Source organism: Bradyrhizobium sp. SUTN9-2 (assembly GCF_003122645.1).
GTDB lineage: Bacteria > Pseudomonadota > Alphaproteobacteria > Rhizobiales > Xanthobacteraceae > Bradyrhizobium > Bradyrhizobium yuanmingense.
This window is the reverse complement of record NZ_LAXE01000001.1, coordinates 1630809-1650696: the sequence shown is the minus strand read 5'-3', so window position 1 is coordinate 1650696 and position 19888 is coordinate 1630809. Positions and strand designations below refer to the sequence as shown.

The following is a 19888-nucleotide window of genomic DNA, read 5'->3' as shown; positions in this document are numbered from 1 at the left end:
TGGGTGCGATCACAACGGCGGATCGATCGCTTCGTCGTATTCCTTCTTGAAGCGCGCGATCAGCTCGGCCGCCGGCACGACCTTGTCGATGCTGCCGATGCCCTGGCCGCTTCCCCAGATCTCCTTCCAGGCCTTCGGCTTGGCGCGCTCGCCGGAGGCGTCGGTGCCGAAGTTCATCTTGGAGGGATCGGACGCCGGCAGATTTTCGGGGTCCATACCCGCCGCCAGGATCGAGGGCTTCAGATAATTGCCGTGCACGCCGGTGAAGAGATTGGAATAGACGATGTCGTCGGCGCTCGAGCCCGCGATCATCTCCTTGTACTTCTCGACCGCATTGGCCTCCTTGGTCGCAATGAAGGCCGAACCGATATAGGCGAAGTCGGCCCCCAGGATGCGCGCGGCGCGGATCGCCTTGCCGTTGCCGATCGCACCCGACAGCGCGATCGGACCGTCGAACCATTTTCGTGTCTCGGCCACGAAGGCCAGCGGCGAGATGGTGCCGGCATGGCCGCCGGCGCCGGCCGCGACCAGGATCAGGCCGTCGGCGCCCTTCTCGATCGCCTTGTGCGCGAATTTCTGGTTGATCACGTCGTGGAAGACGATGCCGCCCCAGCCGTGCACGGCCTGGTTCAGCTCCTCGCGGGCGCCGAGCGAGGAGATGATCATCGGCACCTTATACTTGGCGCAGAGCTGCATGTCGTGGTCGAGCCGGTTGTTCGACTTGTGCACGATCTGGTTGACCGCGAACGGCGCCGACGGCCTGTCGGGATGGGCGCGGTCATAGGCCGCGAGCTCTTCGGTGATCCGCGCCAGCCATTCGTCCAGCAGCTCCGGCGGCCGCGCATTCAGCGCCGGAAACGAGCCGACCACACCCGCCTTGCACTGCGCGATCACGAGATCGGGCACAGAGATGATGAAGAGCGGCGAGCCGATCACGGGGATCGACAGGCGGCCCTTGAACAAGGCAGGCATGGACATTGCGGTACGATCCTCTCAGCCGGTCAAATTGAAGTTGGGAGCCATACCAACAAGGCAATCTTTCCACTGTCAAGTATTGCGTTTTGGCGCCGCAGCGGAGGCCATTGCCGCAATTCCAAGCAGCGGAATTCCTTCACCCGTCATTCCGGGGCGAGGCGGAGCGTCGAGCTATGATGCGCGATTGCGCATCAGAGAATCCATCGGGCGTCAGCACGCGTGGCGAAATGGATTCCGGGCTCGCGCTTCGCGCGCCCGGAATGACAGCGACCGCCTACCCGATCAAATCCGGGTTGATCAGCCGCTCGAACGAGAACATCTCGTCCCACTTCTCCTGCGTCAGCAGCTTGCGTTCGGTCACGACGATCTGGTGCAGCGACTTGCCGGTCTTGTAGCCTTCGCGCGCGATCTCGGCGCATTGCTTGTAGCCGAGCAGCGGCTTCAGCACCGTGACGATGCCGAGCGAGTTCAGCACCATGTTGCGGGTGTGCTCCTCGTTGGCGGTGATGCCGACGACGCAATTCTCGCGCAGGCTGTTGACCGCGCGCTCCATGGTGCGGATCGAGAAGAACAGCGCGAAAGAGATCACCGGCTCCATCACGTTGAGCTGGAGCTGGCCGGCGCTTGCCGCCAGCGTCACCGTGGTATCGAGGCCGATGACGAGGAAGCTGGTCTGGTTGACGACTTCGGGAATGACCGGATTGACCTTGCCGGGCATGATCGAGGAGCCCGGCTGAAGCTGCGGCAGGTTGATCTCGTTCAAGCCCGCGCGCGGACCGGAAGCGAGCAGGCGGATGTCGTTGCAGATTTTCGTCAGCTTGCTGGCCGTGCGCTTGAGAACGCCGGAGAGCTGCACATAGGCGCCGGTGTCGGAGGTCGCCTCGACGAGATCGCCGGCGAGGATGAAATCGACGCCTGTGAGCGCGCTGAGGTGCCGGACGGCGAGCTTGGGATAACCGACCGCCGCCGTGACGGAGGTGCCGATCGCGGTGGCGCCGAGATTGATCTCGCGCAGCAGCGCGCGCGCTTCCGAGATGCGGTCGACCTCCTCGCCGATCGTGGTGCCCCAGCCCCGGAATTCCGCGCCGAGCGACATCGGCACCGCGTCCTGCAGATGCGTGCGGCCCATCTTCAGCACCCGCTCGAACTCGCGTCCCTTGGCGAAGAAGGCTTCCTGGAGCTGACGCAACGCCGTCATGTAGCTCTCGAGCCGCAGGATCAGGGCCAGCCGAAAGGCGGTCGGATAGGTGTCGTTGGTGGACTGGCCGTAATTGACGTGATCGTTCGGACTGACGTGCTGGTAGTCACCCTTGGCAAAGCCGAGCGATTCCAGCGCGAGGTTCGCGATCACCTCGTTGGCGTTCATGTTGGTCGACGTGCCGGCACCGCCCTGGATGAAATCGGTGACGAACTGATCCATCATGTCGCCCGCGATGACGCGGTCGCAGCCGAGGATGATGGCGTCCGCGACCTTGGCGTCGATCGCGCCGAGGTCGCGATTGGCCATCGCGGCGGCCTTCTTGACGTAACCGAGCGCCTTCACGAAGTAAGGCTCCTGGTTCATCGGAATGCCGGTGATGTGGAAGTTCTCCTTACCCCGGATGGTCTGGACGCCGTAATAGATGTCGTCGGCGATCTCACGCTGTCCGAGGAAGTCCTGCTCCGTGCGGCTCATGGGCGCTCCTTGGTTCTCGCGCGCCGGCCTTCAGTTCTGGCACAGCGCGCTGGTCACGAAAGTGTCGGTGCGGCAGTCGTCCGGTTTACGTTGCCGGCCCGGGATCAGGACCTTGGCCGAGCATTTTTCCGCGGAGTCGGCGTTCAGGCTCTTGCCTTCCTTGTAGCCCTTGCCCTGGCAGAGCTGGTCGGCCGCCTGCTTGCAGTCGGGCGCGCCGTTCGCAGAGACCGGGCAGATCACGCGCCCCGACACCATGGTCGAAGGCTTGGCCAGCCGCGACAGGTCGTCCATGGTTTCACTGGGGCTTTTGATCGGCGGCAGGATCGAAGGCAGCTTGTCGAACAGCTTGCCCATTTCGTTGATCAGCCCGGGATTCTCCTCGCGCGCCGGCGGCGCCGAGGGAGCGGGCGTCGATGGCGACGGGCCGGCCTGCGCTCCCTGCTGCTGAAGGCCGAGCGCCGGCGGGGCGGATTGCGGCCGGGCCGTCCCTCCGGCAGCGAGCAGCAGCAGCAGCGCTGTCGACATCAGCGTCCCATGCCGTGCCGCCGGATTGCCGGATCGAACCATCATGACGACAACCGTAGCCGAAGCCGGCGCGGCGGCAAAGCGCCGCGGCTCTAGATCAGCTTGATGGCGATAACGAAGCCGAGCACCAGCACGATCGCGCCGAGCGCGACCCACAATCCGAGATGCCGCTCGATCCTGACCCGGATCCAGTCACCGTAGCGGTTGAGCAGGATCGCGACGACGAAGAAGCGTCCGCCGCGCGCGACGATCGAGCACAGGACGAACAGGAGGATGTTGTAGCCGGCAAAGCCCGAGGTGATGGTGACGAGCTTGTAGGGGATCGGCGTCAGTCCTTTGAGCAGGATGATGACCGCACCCCATTCCGCATAGGAGGCGCGGAAGGCGTCAACCTTGTCGGCGAGGCCGTAGACCTGGATCAGCCACTGGCCGACCGAGTCGAACAGCAGCGCACCGATGGCGTAGCCGACGACGCCGCCGAGCACCGAGGTCACGGTGCAGATCGCGGCATAGAACCAGGCGCGCTGCGGCCGCGCCAGGGACATCGGAATCAGCATCACATCCGGCGGGACCGGAAAGAAGGAGCTTTCGGCGAAGGACACGATGCCCATGATCCAGAGCGCATAGGGCTTGTGGGCGGCGTCGATGCACCAGTCGTACATTCGTTTCAGCATGGCGCCGCGATGAAGCACCATGGGACGGATTTGTCCATCGCCAGTTTATGAGCGATTTGTGACGTTTCTAGTGGCGCTTGCGCGCGGCACGGCCGTCGAGCGCGACAATAGGCCGCCGCGAGACTATGCGCGGTGACGCGACTTTGGGCAATTTCGGCGGCGACTTCGGCAGTTTCTCGGCAATTCCGAGCATGTCCTCCCGCCGCGTCATTTCCCGCCAGACGTCCTCGGGGCGCACTCCGGCCGAAGCCCACAGCACGGTGAGATTGTAGAGCAGGTCGGCGCTTTCCCGGATCACGGCCTCGCTATCGCCATTGACCGCATCGATGACGACTTCGATGGCCTCTTCGGCGAGCTTCTTTGCCATTTTTGAGGGCCCACGCTGAAACAGCCGGGCCGTGCGCGATGTTGCCGGATCAAGGTCTCTGGCCGCGAGCACAGCCAGATATAGCCGCTCAAGCGAATCACTCATGGTACGCAAAACTACTCGAAACAAATGGCCGGCGTGTTAACACGCGGCAATGTAAGCAAAAAACAGGCCGCCGCGGCAAGCGCGACGGCCTGTTCGTCGATCAGAATGGCCGATCCGTCAATAGCAGCTGTAGCCGGAATAGCCGTGGGCGCAGGGGTTCTTGTAGCCGCCATAGGTGTAGCGGCGGCCCGAGTCGTAATAATAGGAACCATAGCCGGGGCCGCCGTAATAGGCCGGGCCGCCCTCGTAATAGTAAACCGGACCCGGATCATAGGCGTAGGCATTGCGGCTGGCTGCGATCGCGAGGCCGGTCGCGGCGAGGCCGAACATCGCGGCAGCAGCGGCGCCGCCGCCACCGCCATGCCAATGACGACCGCCCGCGTAAGAGGCGGTGGGTGCAGCGGCAGTCAGGGCCACCACGGCGGCCGTGGCCAGAACGGCCTTGCGGCCGACGAACTTCGAAAGGCTGTCAAACATGATCTGGACCCTCCTTGGGACCTCGGATTGTGCCTGACGACAGGCTGATGTCTGTCAAACACTCACCACCTAAGTAGGTTCCCCAACCCCAACACAAGCTGAACGGGGTTGCGTAACGATGCCGCAAGCCCGCTCATCCGCCGTTCATGTTCGCGCGCGCACGTTCGTCGCGGGCCGGCGCTTGCCAAGCGTCACGAAACCATAACATTGCGGGGCCGGCGCGACCGATGTCCGGATTCAAGACGATCGCCCTTCAATGCCTGTTGGCCCTTGCAATCGCGTTCACCGCATCGACGGTGCGCGAATGCATTGCGGCCGAGAGCGGCACTCCCTCGACCGCCATCCGTTTCACCTTCGACCGTCCTATCGATGCGAGCATGGCGTCATTCTTCCTTGCGGCGAAGGACGGCAGGTTCGGCGCCGAGCATCTCAACGTGTCCTTCAACAGCGCGAGCGGATCGCCGGAGGCGCTCGCACGGCTCGCCAAAGGCGACAGCGAGCTCGCGCTCGTCGACATCAACGAGCTGATACGCTTTCGTGACAAGGACGACGCGGCGCCGGTCAAGGCCGTGTTCGTGCTGTTCGACCGCGCGCCTTACGCGATCGTCGCGCGCAAAAGCCGCGGCATCCGTCTCCTGCCCGACCTCGACGGCAAGACCGTCGGCGTTGCCGACGGCGATCTGTCGATGCGGCTGTGGCCGGCGCTGGCGCAGCAGAACGGCATCAAGGCATCGCACGTCAAATTCCACAAGATCAGTGCCGCGGTGCGCGAGCCGATCCTGTCCGCAGGACAGGTCGATGCCGTCGCCGGGTTCAGCTATCTCTCGGCGGTGAACCTGCGCGATCGCGGCGTACCCGAAGCCGATCTCGTCGTGCTGCGCTATGCGGACTACGGCTGTGAGGCCTACGGCTTTGCCGTGGTCGCCAACACCGCCTTCGCCGCAGCGAAGCCGGATGCCGTGAAAGGCTTCGTCCGCGCCTTGATTGCGGGCATCACCGCGACGGCCAGGGAGCCGGCGCGTGCGGCGGAGGAGGCCGCGAGCCGCATCGACGACGGCGACCGCAATTTGGAGCTGAAGCGCCTGCACGCGGTCCTTGCCGACAATATCCTGACCGACGAGGTCAAGCGCAACGGCCTCGGCGGCGTCGAGCCGGCGCGCCTGGAACGTTCGATTGATCAGATCGCGCGGGACTTCAAATTCCGCAAACGGCCGACGGCTCGCGACGTCTTCGACGGCCAGTTCCTGCCGCCGCGGGCAGAGCGGCTGATCAACTGAGTAAAACTGAAAGCTTGCGCTGTATCTCGCGGCGGTCCCTGCTTAGAATGTGGGCTCCCTCGTCGCCGAGTCCCTCGCCCACATGTCCATCCTCCGTCTCTACACCCGCGTTCTCGAGTTGCTCGGCAAGGAGGCGCGGCTGGGCTGGCTGCTCGCGGTCGCCAACCTCCTGCTGGCGGGATCGCAGTTCGCCGAGCCCGTGCTGTTCGGCCGGATCGTCGACGTGCTCTCGGGCAAGACCGTGGCCGGCTCGAGCTCGGCCTGGCCGTTCTTGGTCGCCTGGGTCGCGTTCGGACTGTTCACCATCGTCTGCAGCGCGCTGGTGGCCTTGCAGGCCGACCGGCTCTCGCATCGCCAGCGCCAGGCGGTGCTGACCGACTATTTCGAGCACATCCTGCAGCTGCCCTTGACCTTCCACTCCGGCACCCATTCCGGCCGGCTGATGAAGGTCATGCTCAACGGCACGGACGCGCTGTGGCGGCTGTGGCTCGGCTTTTTCCGCGAGCATTTTGCCGCGATCCTTTCGGTCCTGGTGCTGCTGCCGTTGTCGCTCTACCTGAACTGGCGGCTGGCGATCCTCTTGTTCGTGCTCTGCATCGTCTTCACGGCGCTGACCACCTTCGTGGTGCGCAGGACCTTCGGCATGCAGATGGCGGTCGAGGAGCACTACAGCGAGCTCTCCGCGCGCGCGTCTGATGCGCTCGGCAACGTCGCGCTGGTGCAGAGCTTCGTGCGCGTCGAATCCGAGGTCAAAGGGCTGCGCTCGGTCGCCGACGAGCTGCTGGCCGCGCAGATGCCGGTGTTGTCGTGGTGGGCGCTGGTCACTGTGATCACGCGCGCCTCCACCACCATCACGGTGCTCGCGATCTTCACGCTCGGCATCGCGTTGCACGACCAGGGCCTGACCTCGGTCGGCGAGATCGTGATGTTCGTGAGCTTCGCGACGCTGCTGATCCAGAAGCTCGAGCAGGTGGTCAGCTTCATCAACAACGTGTTCATGGAAGCTCCGCGGCTGCGCGAGTTCTTCAATGTGCTCGACGCCGTGCCCGCGGTGCACGACCGGCCCGACGCAATCGATGCCGGCAGGCTGTCGGGCCTCGTCGAGTTCAACGATGTCACGTTCTCCTATGACGGCAAGCGGCCGGCGATCGAGGACCTCACCTTCACCGCGCTGCCGGGCCAGACCATTGCGCTGGTCGGCCCGACCGGGGCCGGCAAATCCACCGCGATTGCGCTCCTGCACCGCGCCTTCGATCCGCAATCCGGCGTCATCAAGATCGACGGCATGGACGTGCGCGGCGTCACGCTGACCTCGCTGCGGCGGAACATCGGTGTCGTGTTCCAGGAAGCGCTGCTGTTCAACCGCTCGATCGCGGAGAACTTGCGCGTCGGCAAGCCGGATGCCACTGAGGCCGAGATGCGCAAGGCGGCGGAGCGCGCGCAGGCGCTGGAATTCATCGAGCGCAGCGGCGGTTTCGAGACCAATGCCGGCGAGCGCGGCCGCATGCTCTCCGGCGGCGAACGGCAGCGGCTCTCGATCGCCCGCGCCCTGCTGAAGGACCCGCCGATCCTGATCCTGGACGAGGCGACCTCCGCGCTCGACGCGGTCACCGAGGTCAAGGTGAACGCCGCTCTCGACGAAGTGATGAGGGGCCGCACCACCTTCGTGATCGCCCATCGCCTCTCCACCATCCGCAACGCCACGCGGATCCTGGTGTTCGAGAATGGACGGGTGATCGAAACCGGAACTTTCGATGAACTCGTGGCCAAAGGCGGCCATTTTGCCGAGATGGCCAAGGCCCAGTTCATGGTGCAGGAGAACGCACGGGCCAGCGTGACGGCCGCCGAGGCTGCCGCGACAGCTGTCAAATCCCCCTAGCAAGTCCCGAGAGGACCGTCGAAATTCGGCCTACTTCGTTGCGGAATACCGCGCCGATCCCCCTATGCTCGACGCACCAGCCGGTATAGGTTTGCGACGCCGCAAGCGGCGGCGCTGGATTTCAGAACCGACAATCAGATCACGAGAACCGGCCGTATCAGGCGGATCTCCAAGGACCGGAATCGGATAGTGCACGCCCTTCGCCCGCTGCTTCGCAAATCCCTGTTCAACCTGTTCGCTGCGACGCTCGCCTGTACCGCGATGCTCGCGCCGCGCACGGCGAGCGCCGAAGCGCTCTTGCTGATCGAGGCCGACAGCGGCAAGGTGTTGCAGGCCGAAAACGCGACCCTTCCCTGGTACCCGGCCTCCGTCACCAAGATCATGACCGCCTATGTGACGCTGAAGGCGGTCAAGGACGGCAGGCTGACGCTCGACACGCTGCTCACGGTATCGCCGACCGCGGCCTCGCAATCGCCATCGAAGATGGGGTTCCGCCCGGGAACCCAAGTCACCGTCGACAACGCGCTGAAGATGATGATGGTCAAGTCGGCGAACGACATGGCCGTGGTGCTCGCCGAAGGCGTCAGCGGCTCGGTCGACGGCTTCTCCGCGGTGATGAACGACACCGCGAGGAAGCTCGGCATGGCGCAGACGAGCTATGTCAATCCAAACGGCCTGCCCGCCGAAGGCCAGATCACCTCTGCGCGCGACCTCGGCATCTTGGCGCGGTCTTTCCTGCGCGACCTGCCGGAATACGAGTACTACATGCATATCCCGGCGATCCGCTTCGGCAAGCGCGTCACCGGCAATTTCAACAAGCTGATCGGCCGCTATCCCGGCGCCGACGGGTTCAAGACCGGCTTCATCTGCGCCTCCGGCTACAACCTCGTCGCCTCGGCCACGCGCAACGGCCGCCGGCTGATCGCGGTGGTGCTCGGTGCAAACTCCGGCACGGCACGCGCGGTGAAGGCGGCGCAGCTGCTGGAGCGTGGCTTCGCTCCGGACAACCTCACCTGGCTGCGCCCCTCGCTCGGCACGGTCGACAATCTCGTGCCGGTCGATGCCACGCCGCCGAACCTGCGCGACGAGATGTGCGGACCCAACCGCAAGCGGCCGGCCAGCGACGACGACGATGCGCTGATTGCGGCCAGTGGCGGCGCGACCGGATCGGGCTCCGCCACCGGCGGCGCGGCCCAGTTCACCTTCTTCACGGCAGGCCTGCAGCCGCCGCTGATGAAAGCTTCCGAGCTGATGGCCTCGGCTGCGGCTCCGACCGAGCCCGTGCTGGTCTATACCGGCCCGACCCGCACCGGCACCGCCCTGATTGCCGCTGTGGCAGCCGATGCCGACCAGCAGGCCGCGTCCAAGCCGCGCGCCAAGAAGCCGCGCGTCGCCAAGAAGCCAGACGCCGCCGACAAGCCGGCCGATAAGCCCAAGGACACCAAGACCGCGGCGGCCAAGCCGGATGCCAAGCCGACTGATGGCAAGGCGGCCAAGCCGGCCACGCCCCAACCGGCCGCAACCAAGCCGGCTGGCGCCAAGCATGCCGCGACCAAGCCGGATGCGGTGGCGAAGCCCGCCGAGAAGCCTTCGGCCGGCGGCGATCAGGCGGCGAAGCCCGCAAAGCCCAAGGCAGCGACGACCCCCGCTGCGACGAAGCCTCCCGCCGCGGCCAAGCCGGCCAACAACAGTTAACGCCGCTCGGCACTAAACCGCAGCCCCGCTTCGCACCTGCGGCAGCACCGTTTTGCGACGATTCCAGTAGCGACGGCCCGACCTTTGCCCTAAGCCACGACGGCTTGCCACCCGTTCCGGCAAGCTGGATACTGGCGACAACGAGGCAAGCCCGAGAACAACGGGCCCTGGTCAATGAGGGGAGTCTTCCATGGAGCGCATCTGGCTCAAGCAATATCCGCCCGGCGTGCCTGCCGATATCGAGCCGACGCAATACGCATCGCTGGTCGACCTGCTGGAGGAGAGCTTCACCAAGTTCGCCGACCGCAAGGCATTCATCTGCATGGACAAGTCGATCAGCTATCGCGACCTCGACCAGATGTCGGTCGCGCTTGCCGCTTACTTGCAGGGCCGCGGGCTGCAGCGCGGCGCGCGTATCGCCATCATGATGCCGAACGTGCTGCAATACCCGGTCGCGACGGCCGCCGTGCTGCGCGCCGGTTTCGCGGTGGTCAACGTCAACCCGCTCTATACGCCGCGCGAGCTCGAGCACCAGCTGAAGGATTCGGGCGCCGAAGCGATCATCGTGCTGGAGAACTTCGCCCACACCGTCGAGCAGGTGATCGCGAGGACGCAGGTGAAGCACGTCATCGTTGCCAGCATGGGCGACCTGCTCGGCTTCAAGGGCGTGATCGTCAACCTCGTCGTCCGCCGGGTCAAAAAGATGGTACCGGCCTGGTCGTTGCCGGGCTCGGTCTCCTTCAACGACGCGCTGTCCGCCGGCCGTGGCATGACGTTCAACAAGCCGAAGCTGTCGCCCGGTGACGTCGCCTTCCTGCAATATACCGGCGGCACCACCGGCGTCTCCAAGGGCGCCACGTTGCTTCATCGCAACATCGTCGCCAACGTCTTGCAGAACGATGCCTGGCTGCAGCCGGCGCTCGCTTCGCCGCCGCATGTCGAGCAGCTCATGATCGTCTGCGCGCTGCCGCTCTATCACATCTTCGCGCTGACGGCCTGTTATCTGCTGGCTGTGCGCGCCGGCGGCTGCAACCTGCTGATCCCGAACCCGCGCGACATACCCGGCTTTATCAAGGAGCTGGCGAAATACCAGGTCAACACCTTCCCGGCCGTGAACACGCTCTACAACGCCTTGATGAACCATCCCGACTTCAAGAAGCTCGACTTCTCCAAGCTGAAGATCTCGAACGGCGGCGGCATGGCGGTGCAGCGCCCCGTTGCCGAGCAATGGAAGAACATCACAGGCTGCAGCATCGCCGAGGGCTACGGCCTGTCGGAGACGTCGCCTGTCCTGACCTGCAATCCGCCCACGGCGACCGAGTTCGCCGGCTCGATCGGCATCCCCGTGCCGTCGACTTACATCTCGATCCGGGACGACGAGGGCAACGAGGCCCCGCTCGGCCAGGCGGGCGAGATCTGCGCCAAGGGCCCGCAGGTGATGTCGGGCTACTGGAACAGGCCGGAAGAGACCGCCAAGGTGATGACCGCGGACGGCTATTTCCGCACCGGCGACATCGGCGTGATGGACGAGAAGGGCTATATCAAGATCGTCGACCGCAAGAAGGACATGATCCTGGTCTCCGGCTTCAACGTCTATCCGAACGAGGTCGAGGAAGTCATCGCGAGCCATCCAGGCGTGCTCGAATGCGCCGTGATCGGCATCCCCGATTCCAAGTCGGGCGAAGCGGTGAAGGCCTTCGTGGTGAAGAAGGACCCGAACCTCACGGCGGATGCCGTGATCAAGTTCTGTCACGACCAGCTCACCGGCTACAAGGTGCCCAAGCACGTCGAATTCCGCAATGACCTGCCGAAGACCAATGTCGGCAAGATCCTGCGTCGGCAGCTGCGCGACGAGAAGAAGGCGGAGGCGGCGTAAGGCGCGCCTCCGTTCATGGCTGACGCCCGCGACATCACGCCATCAGGCGTTCTCGCCTTCTGGCGAGAGGCCGGGCGCCAACGCTGGTACGAGCGCAGCGATGATTTCGATGCGGAGATACGACGCCGCTTTCTCTCGCTGTGGCAGAAGGCGGCCGCCGGCGAGCTTGCCTCATGGGAGACAAGCGACGACGGCGTGCTGGCACTCGTCATCGTGCTCGACCAGTTTCCCCGCAACATGTTTCGCGGCACGCCGCAGGCCTTTGCCAGCGACGCACAGGCGCGCGACGTCGCCCGCCGCGCCATCGCGCGCGGCGTCGATCGCAGGGTCGATCCCCTCCTGCTGGAATTCCTCTATTTGCCCTTCATGCATTCCGAGCACCTGGCCGACCAGTTGCATTGCGTCGCGCTGTTTCGAAACACCGACAATACCGAAAGCCTGAAATACGCGCGCGACCACGCCGATATCATCGCGCGGTTCGGCCGCTTTCCCCACCGCAACCGTCTCCTCGGCCGCGACACCACCGAGGAGGAGCAGGCCTTCCTCGACGGCGGCGGTTTTGCCGGCTGATGACATCACGGTGAACGGCCGCCATCCTCGCCGCTTCCGCCACTGGCAATATTGTGCAGGCCCGCCGCCCGGTCTAAAAAGCGGGACCGATTTTCAGGGAGAGTGACGATGGCGATCCAGATTGGCGACAAGCTGCCCGAGGCGAAATTCCGCGTGATGACGGCGGAAGGCCCGCAGGTGAAGACCACCGACGACATCTTCAAGGGCAAGAAGGTGGCGCTGTTCGCGGTCCCCGGCGCCTATACCGGCACCTGCCACAAGATGCATCTGCCGAGCATCTTCCTCAACGCCTATGCCATGAAGGACAAGGGTGTCGACACCATCGCCATCGTCTCCGTCAACGACGCCTTCGTCATGAACGCCTGGAAGCGCGACACCGACCAGCGCGACGAGGCCGTCTTCCTCGCCGACGGCAATGCCGACTTCACCAAGGCGATCGGCATGGAGCTGGACGCCTCCGCCAACGGCCTCGGCATCCGCTCCAAGCGCTATTCGATGCTGATCGAGGACGGCGTGGTCAAGAAGCTGAACCTCGAGGCGATGCCCGGCAAGGTCGAGGTCTCCGGCGGCGATACGCTGCTCGGGCAGCTGTGAGGCGCCACCGGTCTTAGCCACACATGACGCTGTCATGCCCCGCGAAGGCGGGGCATCCAGTACGCCGAGGCTTCTCGGTTGAATCAGAAACGTATCGGAGTACTGGATCGCCCGGTCAAGCCGGGCGATGACAGTGGTGAATGAGGCGACGATGGCGCCCCCTACTCCCTCACCCGCTGCTGCAACCGCGCCATGACGATGCCGTCGCGCGCCAGCTGGTCGGCGCGCTCGTTCTCGGGGTGGCCGGCGTGGCCCTTGACCCAGTGCCAGCGGACCTCGTGCTGCTTCAGCGCTGCGTCGAGGCGCTGCCATAGCTCGACATTCTTCACCGGCTTCTTGTCGGCGGTGCGCCAGCCGTTGCGCTTCCAGCCGAAGATCCAGCCGGTGATGCCCTGCCGGACATACTGGCTGTCGGTGTAGAGGTCGACCGTGCACGGCCGCTTCAGCGCTTCGAGCGCCGAAATCGCCGCCATCAATTCCATCTGGTTGTTGGTGGTGTGCGGCTGGCCGCCGTTCAGCTCCTTTTCCTTGTCGCCGAACTTCAGGATCGCGCCCCAGCCGCCCGGCCCGGGATTTCCCGAGCAGGCGCCGTCGGTATAGATCGTGACATTGGGTAGCTCGCTCACGCCACCAGCCCCGACGGCATCAGCCCATAATCGCGCACGCTCGTCACGCTCTGATGGAAGCGCAGCTTGCGGACATACTCGAGCGGATCCTTCGGCTTGACCAGCGCGCCTGCGGGCACGTTGAGCCAGTCGACCAGCCGCGTCAGCAGGAAGCGGATCGCCGCGCCCCGCGCCAGCAGCGGCAGCGCGGCCTCTTCGGCTTCGCTCAGCTTGCGCACCCGGCCATAGGCGTTGAGGAAGGCACGCGCCTTGGTGACGTTGAAGGAATGATCCGGCTCGAAGCACCAGGCGTTGAGGCAGATCGCGACGTCATAGGCCAGCATGTCGTTGCAGGCGAAGGTGAAGTCGATGATCCCCGAGAGCTTGTCGCCGAGGAAAAAGACGTTGTCGTTGAAAAGGTCGGCGTGGATCACGCCTTCGGGCAGGTTGCTCGGCCAGACGCCGCTCGAGAGATAATCAAGTTCGGCGGCAAGAAAATCGCGCAGACCGGGCTGCACCTCGTCGGCGCGGCTTGAAGCTGCGTCGAACAGCGGTCGCCAGCCGGAAACCGAGAGCGCATTGGTGCGCTTGATCGCAAAATTCGCGCCTGCCAGATGCATCTTCGCCAGCCCCTCGCCGACCCCGGCGCAATGGGTCGCGTTCGGCTTGCGCGGCCAGACGCCTTCGAGGAAGGTGATGATCGCTGCGGGCCGGCCTGCCAGCTCGCGCAGCGCCTCGCCGTCTCTTGCCTTCACAGGCAGCGGACAATTGACGCCGTGCTCGGCCAGATGCGTCATCAGCGCGAGAAAGAACGGCAGATCGTTCCTTGCCACGCGCTTTTCGTACAGCGTGAGGATGAACGAGCCTTTGCTTGTGTGCAGCAGGAAGTTGGAATTTTCGACGCCCTCGGCGATGCCCTTGTAGGAGAGCAATTCGCCGAGATCGTATTGCTTCAGGAAATCCGCAAGCTCGTCGGCGGCGACGTCGGTGTAGACCGCCATCAAGGTCTACTCGGCGGCAGCTTCGGGGCGCACCTGACGCGGCAACGGGAAGAACTCGTTCTCTTCCGCGGCCGAGACCGTCTCCACGTGCAGCGTGTAGCGCTCGGCGAAGGCGTCCATGATCTCCTCGACGATCACCTCAGGCGCGGACGCGCCAGCGGTGATGCCAAGGCTCTTGATGTTGCCGAACCTGGTCCAGTCGAGGTCCGCGGCGCGCTGCGCCAGCACCGCGATCTTGCAGCCCTCGCGCTCGGCAACCTCGCGCAGGCGCTGCGAGTTCGACGAGTTGGGAGCACCGACCACGATGAGCGCGTCCACCACCGGCGCCACCTTCTTCACCGCGAGCTGGCGGTTGGTGGTGGCGTAGCAGATGTCTTCCTTGTGCGGCCCGTTGATGTTGGGGAAGCGTTCCTTGAGCAGCGCGACGATCTCCGCGGTGTCGTCGATCGACAGCGTGGTCTGCGTCACGAAGGCGAGGTTGTTGGGGTCCTTCGGCGTGATGGTCTTGGCATCCTCGGCGGTCTCGATCAGGGTCACTGCGCCGGGCGGCAGCTGACCGAGCGTGCCGACTACCTCGGGATGGTGGGAATGGCCGATCAGGAAGATCTCGCGGCCGCGCTTGAAATGGATCGCGGCCTCGCGATGCACCTTGGTCACCAGCGGGCAAGTCGCATCCAGCGAGAACAGGTTGCGGGACTGGGCGTCGGCCGGAACCGATTTCGGTACGCCATGGGCCGAGAACACCACCGGGGCGGTGGTATTCTCGGGGATTTCGGCGAGCTCCTCGACGAAGATGGCGCCCTTCTTCTTCAACCCATCGACGACGTACTTGTTGTGCACAATCTCGTGGCGAACATAGACGGGGGCGCCGTACTTATCGAGCGCCCGTTCCACGGTGTCGATCGCCCGGACCACCCCGGCACAGAAGCCGCGGGGAGAACAAAGCACGATCTTGAGGTCTGGTTTGGCTGACATTGAGCGATCTCGGGACCGAATCACCCGATCGCGTTCTGCCGGGGCGGTCGATGGATGGGAATTTGGCTTAAAACTGTCGGCTTGAACCTTACAGCGGTTCAAAGGGAATTGGGCCCCCTTTCGGGCGGTGTCAAGGCACTATCTATAGCAGAACCATTGCATGGCTACCCCCTCCGGGCTTATATAGCGCGAATTCCCTGTCATCGCTGATGACCACCGGTTTCGCCTCCAGAGGGGTGGGCGAAGCACAAAGGAGATTTGCCATGAGCAACGCACCTCTGATGCCCAAGGCGACCGCCGTTTGGCTGCTCGACAACACCGCGCTGACCTTCGACCAGGTCGCCGATTTCACCAAGATGCATCCCCTCGAGGTGCGCGCCATCGCCGACGGCGACGCCGCCCAGGGCATCAAGGGCATGGATCCCCTCTCCAATGGCCAGCTGACCCGCGAGGAAATCGAGAAGGGCGAGAAGAACCCGGACTACCGGCTCCGCCTCCAGGAGAGCAAGGTGGTGCTGCCGCCCCAGCCCAAGCGCAAGGGCCCGCGTTATACCCCGGTCTCGCGCCGCCATGAGCGCCCGAGCGCCATCCTCTGGCTGCTGCGCAACCATGCGGAGCTCAAGGACGCCCAGATCATGCGCCTGGTCGGCACCACCAAGAGCACGATCGCGAGCGTGCGCGACCGTACCCACTGGAACACCTCGGCGCTGACCCCGATCGACCCGGTCACGCTCGGCCTGTGCTCGCAGATCGAGCTCGATTTCGAGGTGCAGCGCGCGGCGAAGGAGAAGCCGATCGACGCAGCCTATGGCGGCGCCACCCTGCTGCCGGCCTCCGAGACCACCCGCAAGGACGAGTACGAGCCCGCGGAGAAGTCCAGCGACGACCTCAACGTCGACGCCGTGTTTGCCAAGCTGAAGACGCTCGGCGGCAAGAAGCACGAGGACGAGGAGGAGTAATTCCTCCCGTTCATCCACCATCAACGCGAACGCGGCAGGAAAACCTGCCGCGTTTTGTTTGTACGCCCGAGCTGGGCTTCAGGTCAGAACTTGTAGGTCACACCCGCGCCGACCAGCCACGGATCGATATGCGCGGTGCCGGTGACCGGCAGGCCGGAGACGATGGCGCTGTAGTTCGGGCGCAGCCAGAGCTTCTTGACGTCGACGTTGAGACCCCAGTGCCGGTCGATCATGTAGTCGAAGCCAAACTGGACGGCGCCGCCCCAGGCGTTGCTGACGTGCAGGTTGGTGGTGGTGGCGACGATCGCGGGCGGACCGGCGATCGCGGAAGGCGCATTGGCCGCGGAATTGTTGAAGAACACGGTGTAGTTCACGCCGGCGCCGACATACGGCTTGAACGCGCCGAACTGGTCGAAGTGATATTGCAGCGTCAGCGTCGGCGGCAGTAGCGTGGTCTTGCCGATCGGCAGGTTCGCGAGCGAGCCGGTGCCGCTGATCGAATGCCTGGTCACGCCCAGGATCAATTCGGCCGCGATGTTCTTGGTGAAGAAGTAGCTGATGTCGAGCTCGGGCACGACCTGGTCGCTGATCGACGGGCCTGAAGTCGGCGACGACAGCGAAGGCACGCCCGCGACATTGACGGTGCTCCCGCCCGCATCCGGCAATACGCCGAGCACCCGCAGGCGGATCATCCACGGATTGAACGCCTCCACCGGCACCGGCGCCTTCTTGTAGACCGGCAGATCTGCCGCCTGCACTGATGCAAAAGTGCCCACGAGCATCGCGCCGAGCGTCGCGACCCGCGCCAAGTTTCTTATCGTTCCATCCATTTTCAATCCCCTTCAACCATGTCGACGCGTCGTTGCGCGACATCAGCGTCAGAGCAGAAAGAGAATGGTGAAGGATTTGATGCCGATCAAACCAGGACTATCGCGACGCGATTTGGCCCCGGCGTTGCAGATGTGTCACGGAAACCGCGAATGCAAAGCGGGTGGCGCGGCAGCATAGTGCCGCAGCTCACATCACGGGCGCACGGGGTTGTTCAGCATGTACTCGCCGAGATCGCGCTGGCGGCGGTCGGCGCGCGCGGTGGCCGCGTTGCGCTGGACGTCGCGGTCCTTGCGGCAAGCCACGTAATCCGGCGAGCCCTGCGCATAGCCGCGGCTCTGGCAGACGGCGTCGTCATCATCGCCGCTCGCCGCCACCGGATTCTGGTAGCGTGCCGAGCAGGCGGAGAGAGCGACGGCGAGAGCTAAGGCGGTCAGCAGGCGTGGCGCGGCGGCAAGTGGCATACGAGGTTCCCTATCGGCCGGCCCTGTTTAGCGCGGAATGCGGAGATTGTAAGTCCCTGGACGCCGTTCCACGCTCGCTGTCGTTCCCCGCACAGGCGGGCGATGACAGTGGAGAGCGGTGAGCAACGCCCTTCCCGCCCCGGGATGACGCTTCGCCTCACATCCGTCCCTTCAGCGCCTCGCCGATCTCCTCGAGTGCCTTGGGATCCTCGATCGTCGCCGGCATGGTCCAGGATTCTCCGTCGGCGATCTTCTTGATGGTGCCGCGCAGGATCTTTCCGGAGCGCGTCTTGGGCAGGCGGCCGACGGTGATGGCGAGCTTGAACGCGGCGACCGGGCCGAGCTTGTCGCGCACCAGCGCGACGATCTCCTTCTCGATCTCGGCCGGCGGGCGCTTCACGCCCGCTTTCAGCACCAGGAAGCCGCAGGGCACCTCGCCCTTGATCGCGTCCTTGACGCCGAGCACGGCGCATTCGGCGACATCGGGATGCGAGGCCAGGATCTCCTCCATGCCGCCGGTGGAGAGGCGATGCCCGGCGACGTTGATGATGTCGTCGGTGCGGCCCATCACGAAGATATAGCCGTCCTCGTCCTTGTAGCCGGCGTCGGAGGTTTTGTAATAGCCGGGGAATTCGCTCAGGTAAGCCTCCTTGAAGCGCGCGTCCTGATTCCACAGCGTCGGCAGGCAGCCCGGCGGCATCGGCAGCCTGATGACGATCGAGCCCATGGTGTTGGGGCCGACCGGCTTTGCCGCTTCGTCGACGACATCGACCTGATAGCCTGGCATCGGCACCGTCGGCGAGCCGTGCTTCACCGGCAGCATGCCGAGGCCGACCGGATTGCCGGCGATGCACCAGCCGGTCTCGGTCTGCCACCAATGGTCGATCACCGGTACCTTCAGCTGCTGCTCCGCCCATTCCACGGTCGGCGGATCGGCGCGCTCGCCGGCGAGGAACAGGGTACGGAATTTCGAGAGGTCGTACTGCCGGATGAATTTCCCTTCCGGGTCTTCCTTGCGGATGGCGCGGAAGGCCGTCGGCGCGGTGAAAAAGGCCACCGCCTTGTGCTCGGAGATCACGCGCCAGAACGCGCCGGCGTCGGGCGTGCCGACCGGCTTGCCCTCGTACATGATCGTGGTCGCGCCATGCAGCAGCGGGCCGTAGACGATGTAGCTGTGGCCGACCACCCAGCCGATGTCGGAGCCGCACCACCAGACCTCGCCCGGCTTGACGCCATAGAGGTTGAACATCGACCATTTCACCGCGACGAGATGCCCGCCATTGTCGCGCACGACGCCCTTCGGCACGCCTGTTGTGCCCGAGGTATAGAGGATGTAGAGCGGGTCTGTCGCGGCGACAGGCACGCACGCCGCGCGCTTGCCGTCGTTCAGCGCCTTGCGGCGCAGGCTGGCCCAGTCGTAATCGCGGCTCGGCGTCATCTCGCAGGTGAGCTGCGGACGCTGCAGCACGATGCAGGCCTTCGGCTTGCTGCTGGCAAGCTTGATCGCCTCGTCGAGCAGCGGCTTGTACTGCACGATGCGGCCGGCCTCGATGCCGCAGCTGGCGGACAGGATCAGCTTGGGCTGCGCATCGTCGATGCGTGTGGCAAGCTCCTTCGCGGCAAAGCCGCCGAACACCACCGAGTGCACCGCACCGAGCCGCGCGCAGGCGAGCATCGCGACCACCGCCTCCGGCACCATCGGCATATAGAGGATGACACGATCGCCTTTGGCGACACCGAAATCCTGCATGATTGCGGCGAGCGCCTGGACCTCGTTCAGCAGTTCGGCATAGGTGAACTTGGTGACCGAGCCCGTCAGCGGCGAATCATGGATCAGCGCGACCTGGTCGGCGCGCCCCCGTTCGACGTGGCGGTCGAGGGCGTTGTAGCAGGTGTTGACGACGCCGCCGGCGAACCAGCGGCCGTAGGTTCCTTGCGAGGGATCGAAGATCTTCGTCGCAGGCTCGATCCAGTCGATCTCTTTCGCCGCCTCGGCCCAGAAGCTCTCGGGATCAGCCAGCGAGCGCGCATGGACTTCATGATAGCTGCTTTTGCCCTGGATATTCATTCCCGCGCTCCCGTTCCCTTGATTCACCTGGCTTGAACCTCGTGGCAGGACAGGCGCCCCGCCATGACAAGGATCAATTGCCGGCCTTGTTTGGAGCCATTTTCCCGGGAACGGGCCGCGGTTCAAGCTGAAAAGGATGGGTTTTTTTGGCGGAGGGGTGTGAAGCTTGCGCGGCATCGGCAGTCGGCCCCCTCTCCCGCTTGCGAGGGAGGGTTGGGGTGGGGGTGTCTCCGCGTTGGGATCGTGCAAGATTCATGAGGTCCCCAAGAGAGGAGAGAGCCCTCACCCGCCGCGCTCTC

At 64.8% G+C, this 19888-nt stretch carries 19 protein-coding genes; 7 read left to right on the top strand and 12 right to left on the bottom strand.

The window, feature by feature from the left end; genetic code table 11:
• Positions 1-9 precede the first annotated feature (9 nt).
• From XF30_RS07770 to XF30_RS07745, 6 genes are all read right to left on the bottom strand, one after another.
• The gene (locus XF30_RS07770; protein WP_109142353.1) at positions 10-978 is read right to left on the bottom strand and encodes an NAD(P)H-dependent flavin oxidoreductase; all 969 of its coding nucleotides are present in this window, start codon (positions 976-978) and stop codon (positions 10-12) included.
• A gap of 271 nt (positions 979-1249) precedes the next feature.
• Complete coding sequence (locus XF30_RS07765; protein ID WP_035997546.1) at positions 1250-2650, bottom strand: aspartate ammonia-lyase; 1401 nt, start codon at positions 2648-2650, stop codon at positions 1250-1252.
• A gap of 30 nt (positions 2651-2680) precedes the next feature.
• Positions 2681-3220: a hypothetical protein gene (locus XF30_RS07760; protein WP_035997543.1), complete on the bottom strand. Its 540-nt coding sequence runs from the start codon at positions 3218-3220 to the stop codon at positions 2681-2683.
• Positions 3221-3267: 47 nt separating this feature from the next.
• Positions 3268-3870, bottom strand: a complete 603-nt coding sequence (locus tag XF30_RS07755) for a YqaA family protein (protein ID WP_081492862.1) — start codon at positions 3868-3870, stop codon at positions 3268-3270.
• Positions 3871-3916: 46 nt separating this feature from the next.
• Positions 3917-4321, bottom strand: coding sequence for a phosphoribosyl-ATP diphosphatase (gene hisE / locus XF30_RS07750; protein ID WP_109142352.1), 405 nt, complete (start codon positions 4319-4321; stop codon positions 3917-3919).
• 117 nt (positions 4322-4438) lie between these two features.
• A complete protein-coding gene (locus XF30_RS07745; RefSeq protein WP_057028252.1) occupies positions 4439-4798 on the bottom strand; it encodes a hypothetical protein in 360 nt (119 codons plus the stop codon).
• Between the two features lie 227 nt (positions 4799-5025).
• Here XF30_RS07745 and XF30_RS07740 point away from each other — a divergent pair, with 227 nt between their 5' ends.
• The 6 genes from XF30_RS07740 (at position 5026) to XF30_RS07715 (ending at position 12689) form a co-directional block, all read left to right on the top strand.
• Complete coding sequence (locus tag XF30_RS07740; protein ID WP_109142351.1) at positions 5026-6075, top strand: ABC transporter substrate-binding protein; 1050 nt, start codon at positions 5026-5028, stop codon at positions 6073-6075.
• Positions 6076-6157: 82 nt separating this feature from the next.
• Positions 6158-7954: a glucan ABC transporter ATP-binding protein/ permease gene (locus XF30_RS07735; RefSeq protein ID WP_109145616.1), complete on the top strand. Its 1797-nt coding sequence runs from the start codon at positions 6158-6160 to the stop codon at positions 7952-7954.
• A 189-nt stretch (positions 7955-8143) separates the two neighbouring features.
• Entirely contained in the window at positions 8144-9649 is a 1506-nt protein-coding gene (locus tag XF30_RS07730; RefSeq protein ID WP_109142350.1) for a D-alanyl-D-alanine carboxypeptidase family protein, read from the top strand.
• Between the two features lie 190 nt (positions 9650-9839).
• On the top strand, positions 9840-11525 hold the full coding sequence (locus XF30_RS07725; RefSeq protein WP_109142349.1) for a long-chain fatty acid--CoA ligase: 1686 nt from the start codon (positions 9840-9842) through the stop codon (positions 11523-11525).
• A gap of 15 nt (positions 11526-11540) precedes the next feature.
• Positions 11541-12095 carry a DUF924 family protein gene (locus XF30_RS07720; protein ID WP_036021216.1) on the top strand — a complete coding sequence of 185 codons (555 nt, stop codon included), beginning with the start codon at positions 11541-11543 and terminating at the stop codon, positions 12093-12095.
• A 108-nt stretch (positions 12096-12203) separates the two neighbouring features.
• Entirely contained in the window at positions 12204-12689 is a 486-nt protein-coding gene (locus XF30_RS07715; protein ID WP_028180275.1) for a peroxiredoxin, read from the top strand.
• A gap of 161 nt (positions 12690-12850) precedes the next feature.
• On the opposite strand, the gene rnhA is transcribed toward XF30_RS07715, so the two are convergent.
• From rnhA to ispH, 3 genes are read right to left on the bottom strand one after another with little or no spacing between them, the layout of a single operon-like run.
• Entirely contained in the window at positions 12851-13315 is a 465-nt protein-coding gene (gene rnhA, locus XF30_RS07710; protein WP_035997507.1) for a ribonuclease HI, read from the bottom strand.
• Entirely contained in the window at positions 13312-14295 is a 984-nt protein-coding gene (locus XF30_RS07705; protein WP_035997505.1) for a homoserine kinase, read from the bottom strand. Before XF30_RS07705 ends, rnhA begins: the two co-directional genes overlap by 4 nt.
• A gap of 6 nt (positions 14296-14301) precedes the next feature.
• Positions 14302-15270, bottom strand: coding sequence for a 4-hydroxy-3-methylbut-2-enyl diphosphate reductase (gene ispH / locus XF30_RS07700; RefSeq protein ID WP_036021214.1), 969 nt, complete (start codon positions 15268-15270; stop codon positions 14302-14304).
• Between the two features lie 263 nt (positions 15271-15533).
• Between ispH and XF30_RS07695 the strand changes: the two genes are divergently transcribed.
• Complete coding sequence (locus XF30_RS07695; protein ID WP_035997500.1) at positions 15534-16229, top strand: DUF1013 domain-containing protein; 696 nt, start codon at positions 15534-15536, stop codon at positions 16227-16229.
• Positions 16230-16312: 83 nt separating this feature from the next.
• Here the strand turns inward: XF30_RS07695 and XF30_RS07690 are convergent, their stop codons facing one another.
• The 3 genes from XF30_RS07690 to XF30_RS07680 form a co-directional block, all read right to left on the bottom strand.
• Positions 16313-17059, bottom strand: coding sequence for an OmpW/AlkL family protein (locus XF30_RS07690; protein WP_109142348.1), 747 nt, complete (start codon positions 17057-17059; stop codon positions 16313-16315).
• A 192-nt stretch (positions 17060-17251) separates the two neighbouring features.
• Positions 17252-17521 carry a hypothetical protein gene (locus tag XF30_RS07685; RefSeq protein WP_057028262.1) on the bottom strand — a complete coding sequence of 90 codons (270 nt, stop codon included), beginning with the start codon at positions 17519-17521 and terminating at the stop codon, positions 17252-17254.
• A 157-nt stretch (positions 17522-17678) separates the two neighbouring features.
• On the bottom strand, positions 17679-19589 hold the full coding sequence (locus tag XF30_RS07680; RefSeq protein WP_109142347.1) for a propionyl-CoA synthetase: 1911 nt from the start codon (positions 19587-19589) through the stop codon (positions 17679-17681).
• Positions 19590-19888 lie beyond the last annotated feature (299 nt).

Bases quoted from the DNA above. Each gene is read 5' to 3' on its own strand.
- XF30_RS07735 (WP_109145616.1), top strand. From the start codon at position 6,158: ATGTCCATCCTCCGTCTCTACACCCGCGTTCTCGAGTTGCTCGGCAAG.
- XF30_RS07760 (WP_035997543.1), bottom strand. From the start codon at position 3,220: ATGATGGTTCGATCCGGCAATCCGGCGGCACGGCATGGGACGCTGATG.
- XF30_RS07705 (WP_035997505.1), bottom strand. From the start codon at position 14,295: ATGGCGGTCTACACCGACGTCGCCGCCGACGAGCTTGCGGATTTCCTG.
- XF30_RS07690 (WP_109142348.1), bottom strand. From the start codon at position 17,059: ATGGATGGAACGATAAGAAACTTGGCGCGGGTCGCGACGCTCGGCGCG.
- XF30_RS07745 (WP_057028252.1), bottom strand. From the start codon at position 4,798: ATGTTTGACAGCCTTTCGAAGTTCGTCGGCCGCAAGGCCGTTCTGGCC.
- XF30_RS07685 (WP_057028262.1), bottom strand. From the start codon at position 17,521: ATGCCACTTGCCGCCGCGCCACGCCTGCTGACCGCCTTAGCTCTCGCC.
- XF30_RS07695 (WP_035997500.1), top strand. From the start codon at position 15,534: ATGAGCAACGCACCTCTGATGCCCAAGGCGACCGCCGTTTGGCTGCTC.
- ispH (WP_036021214.1), bottom strand. From the start codon at position 15,270: ATGTCAGCCAAACCAGACCTCAAGATCGTGCTTTGTTCTCCCCGCGGC.
- XF30_RS07725 (WP_109142349.1), top strand. From the start codon at position 9,840: ATGGAGCGCATCTGGCTCAAGCAATATCCGCCCGGCGTGCCTGCCGAT.
- XF30_RS07765 (WP_035997546.1), bottom strand. From the start codon at position 2,650: ATGAGCCGCACGGAGCAGGACTTCCTCGGACAGCGTGAGATCGCCGAC.
- XF30_RS07755 (WP_081492862.1), bottom strand. From the start codon at position 3,870: ATGGTGCTTCATCGCGGCGCCATGCTGAAACGAATGTACGACTGGTGC.
- hisE (WP_109142352.1), bottom strand. From the start codon at position 4,321: ATGAGTGATTCGCTTGAGCGGCTATATCTGGCTGTGCTCGCGGCCAGA.
- XF30_RS07740 (WP_109142351.1), top strand. From the start codon at position 5,026: ATGTCCGGATTCAAGACGATCGCCCTTCAATGCCTGTTGGCCCTTGCA.
- XF30_RS07720 (WP_036021216.1), top strand. From the start codon at position 11,541: ATGGCTGACGCCCGCGACATCACGCCATCAGGCGTTCTCGCCTTCTGG.
- XF30_RS07680 (WP_109142347.1), bottom strand. From the start codon at position 19,589: ATGAATATCCAGGGCAAAAGCAGCTATCATGAAGTCCATGCGCGCTCG.
- XF30_RS07715 (WP_028180275.1), top strand. From the start codon at position 12,204: ATGGCGATCCAGATTGGCGACAAGCTGCCCGAGGCGAAATTCCGCGTG.
- XF30_RS07770 (WP_109142353.1), bottom strand. From the start codon at position 978: ATGTCCATGCCTGCCTTGTTCAAGGGCCGCCTGTCGATCCCCGTGATC.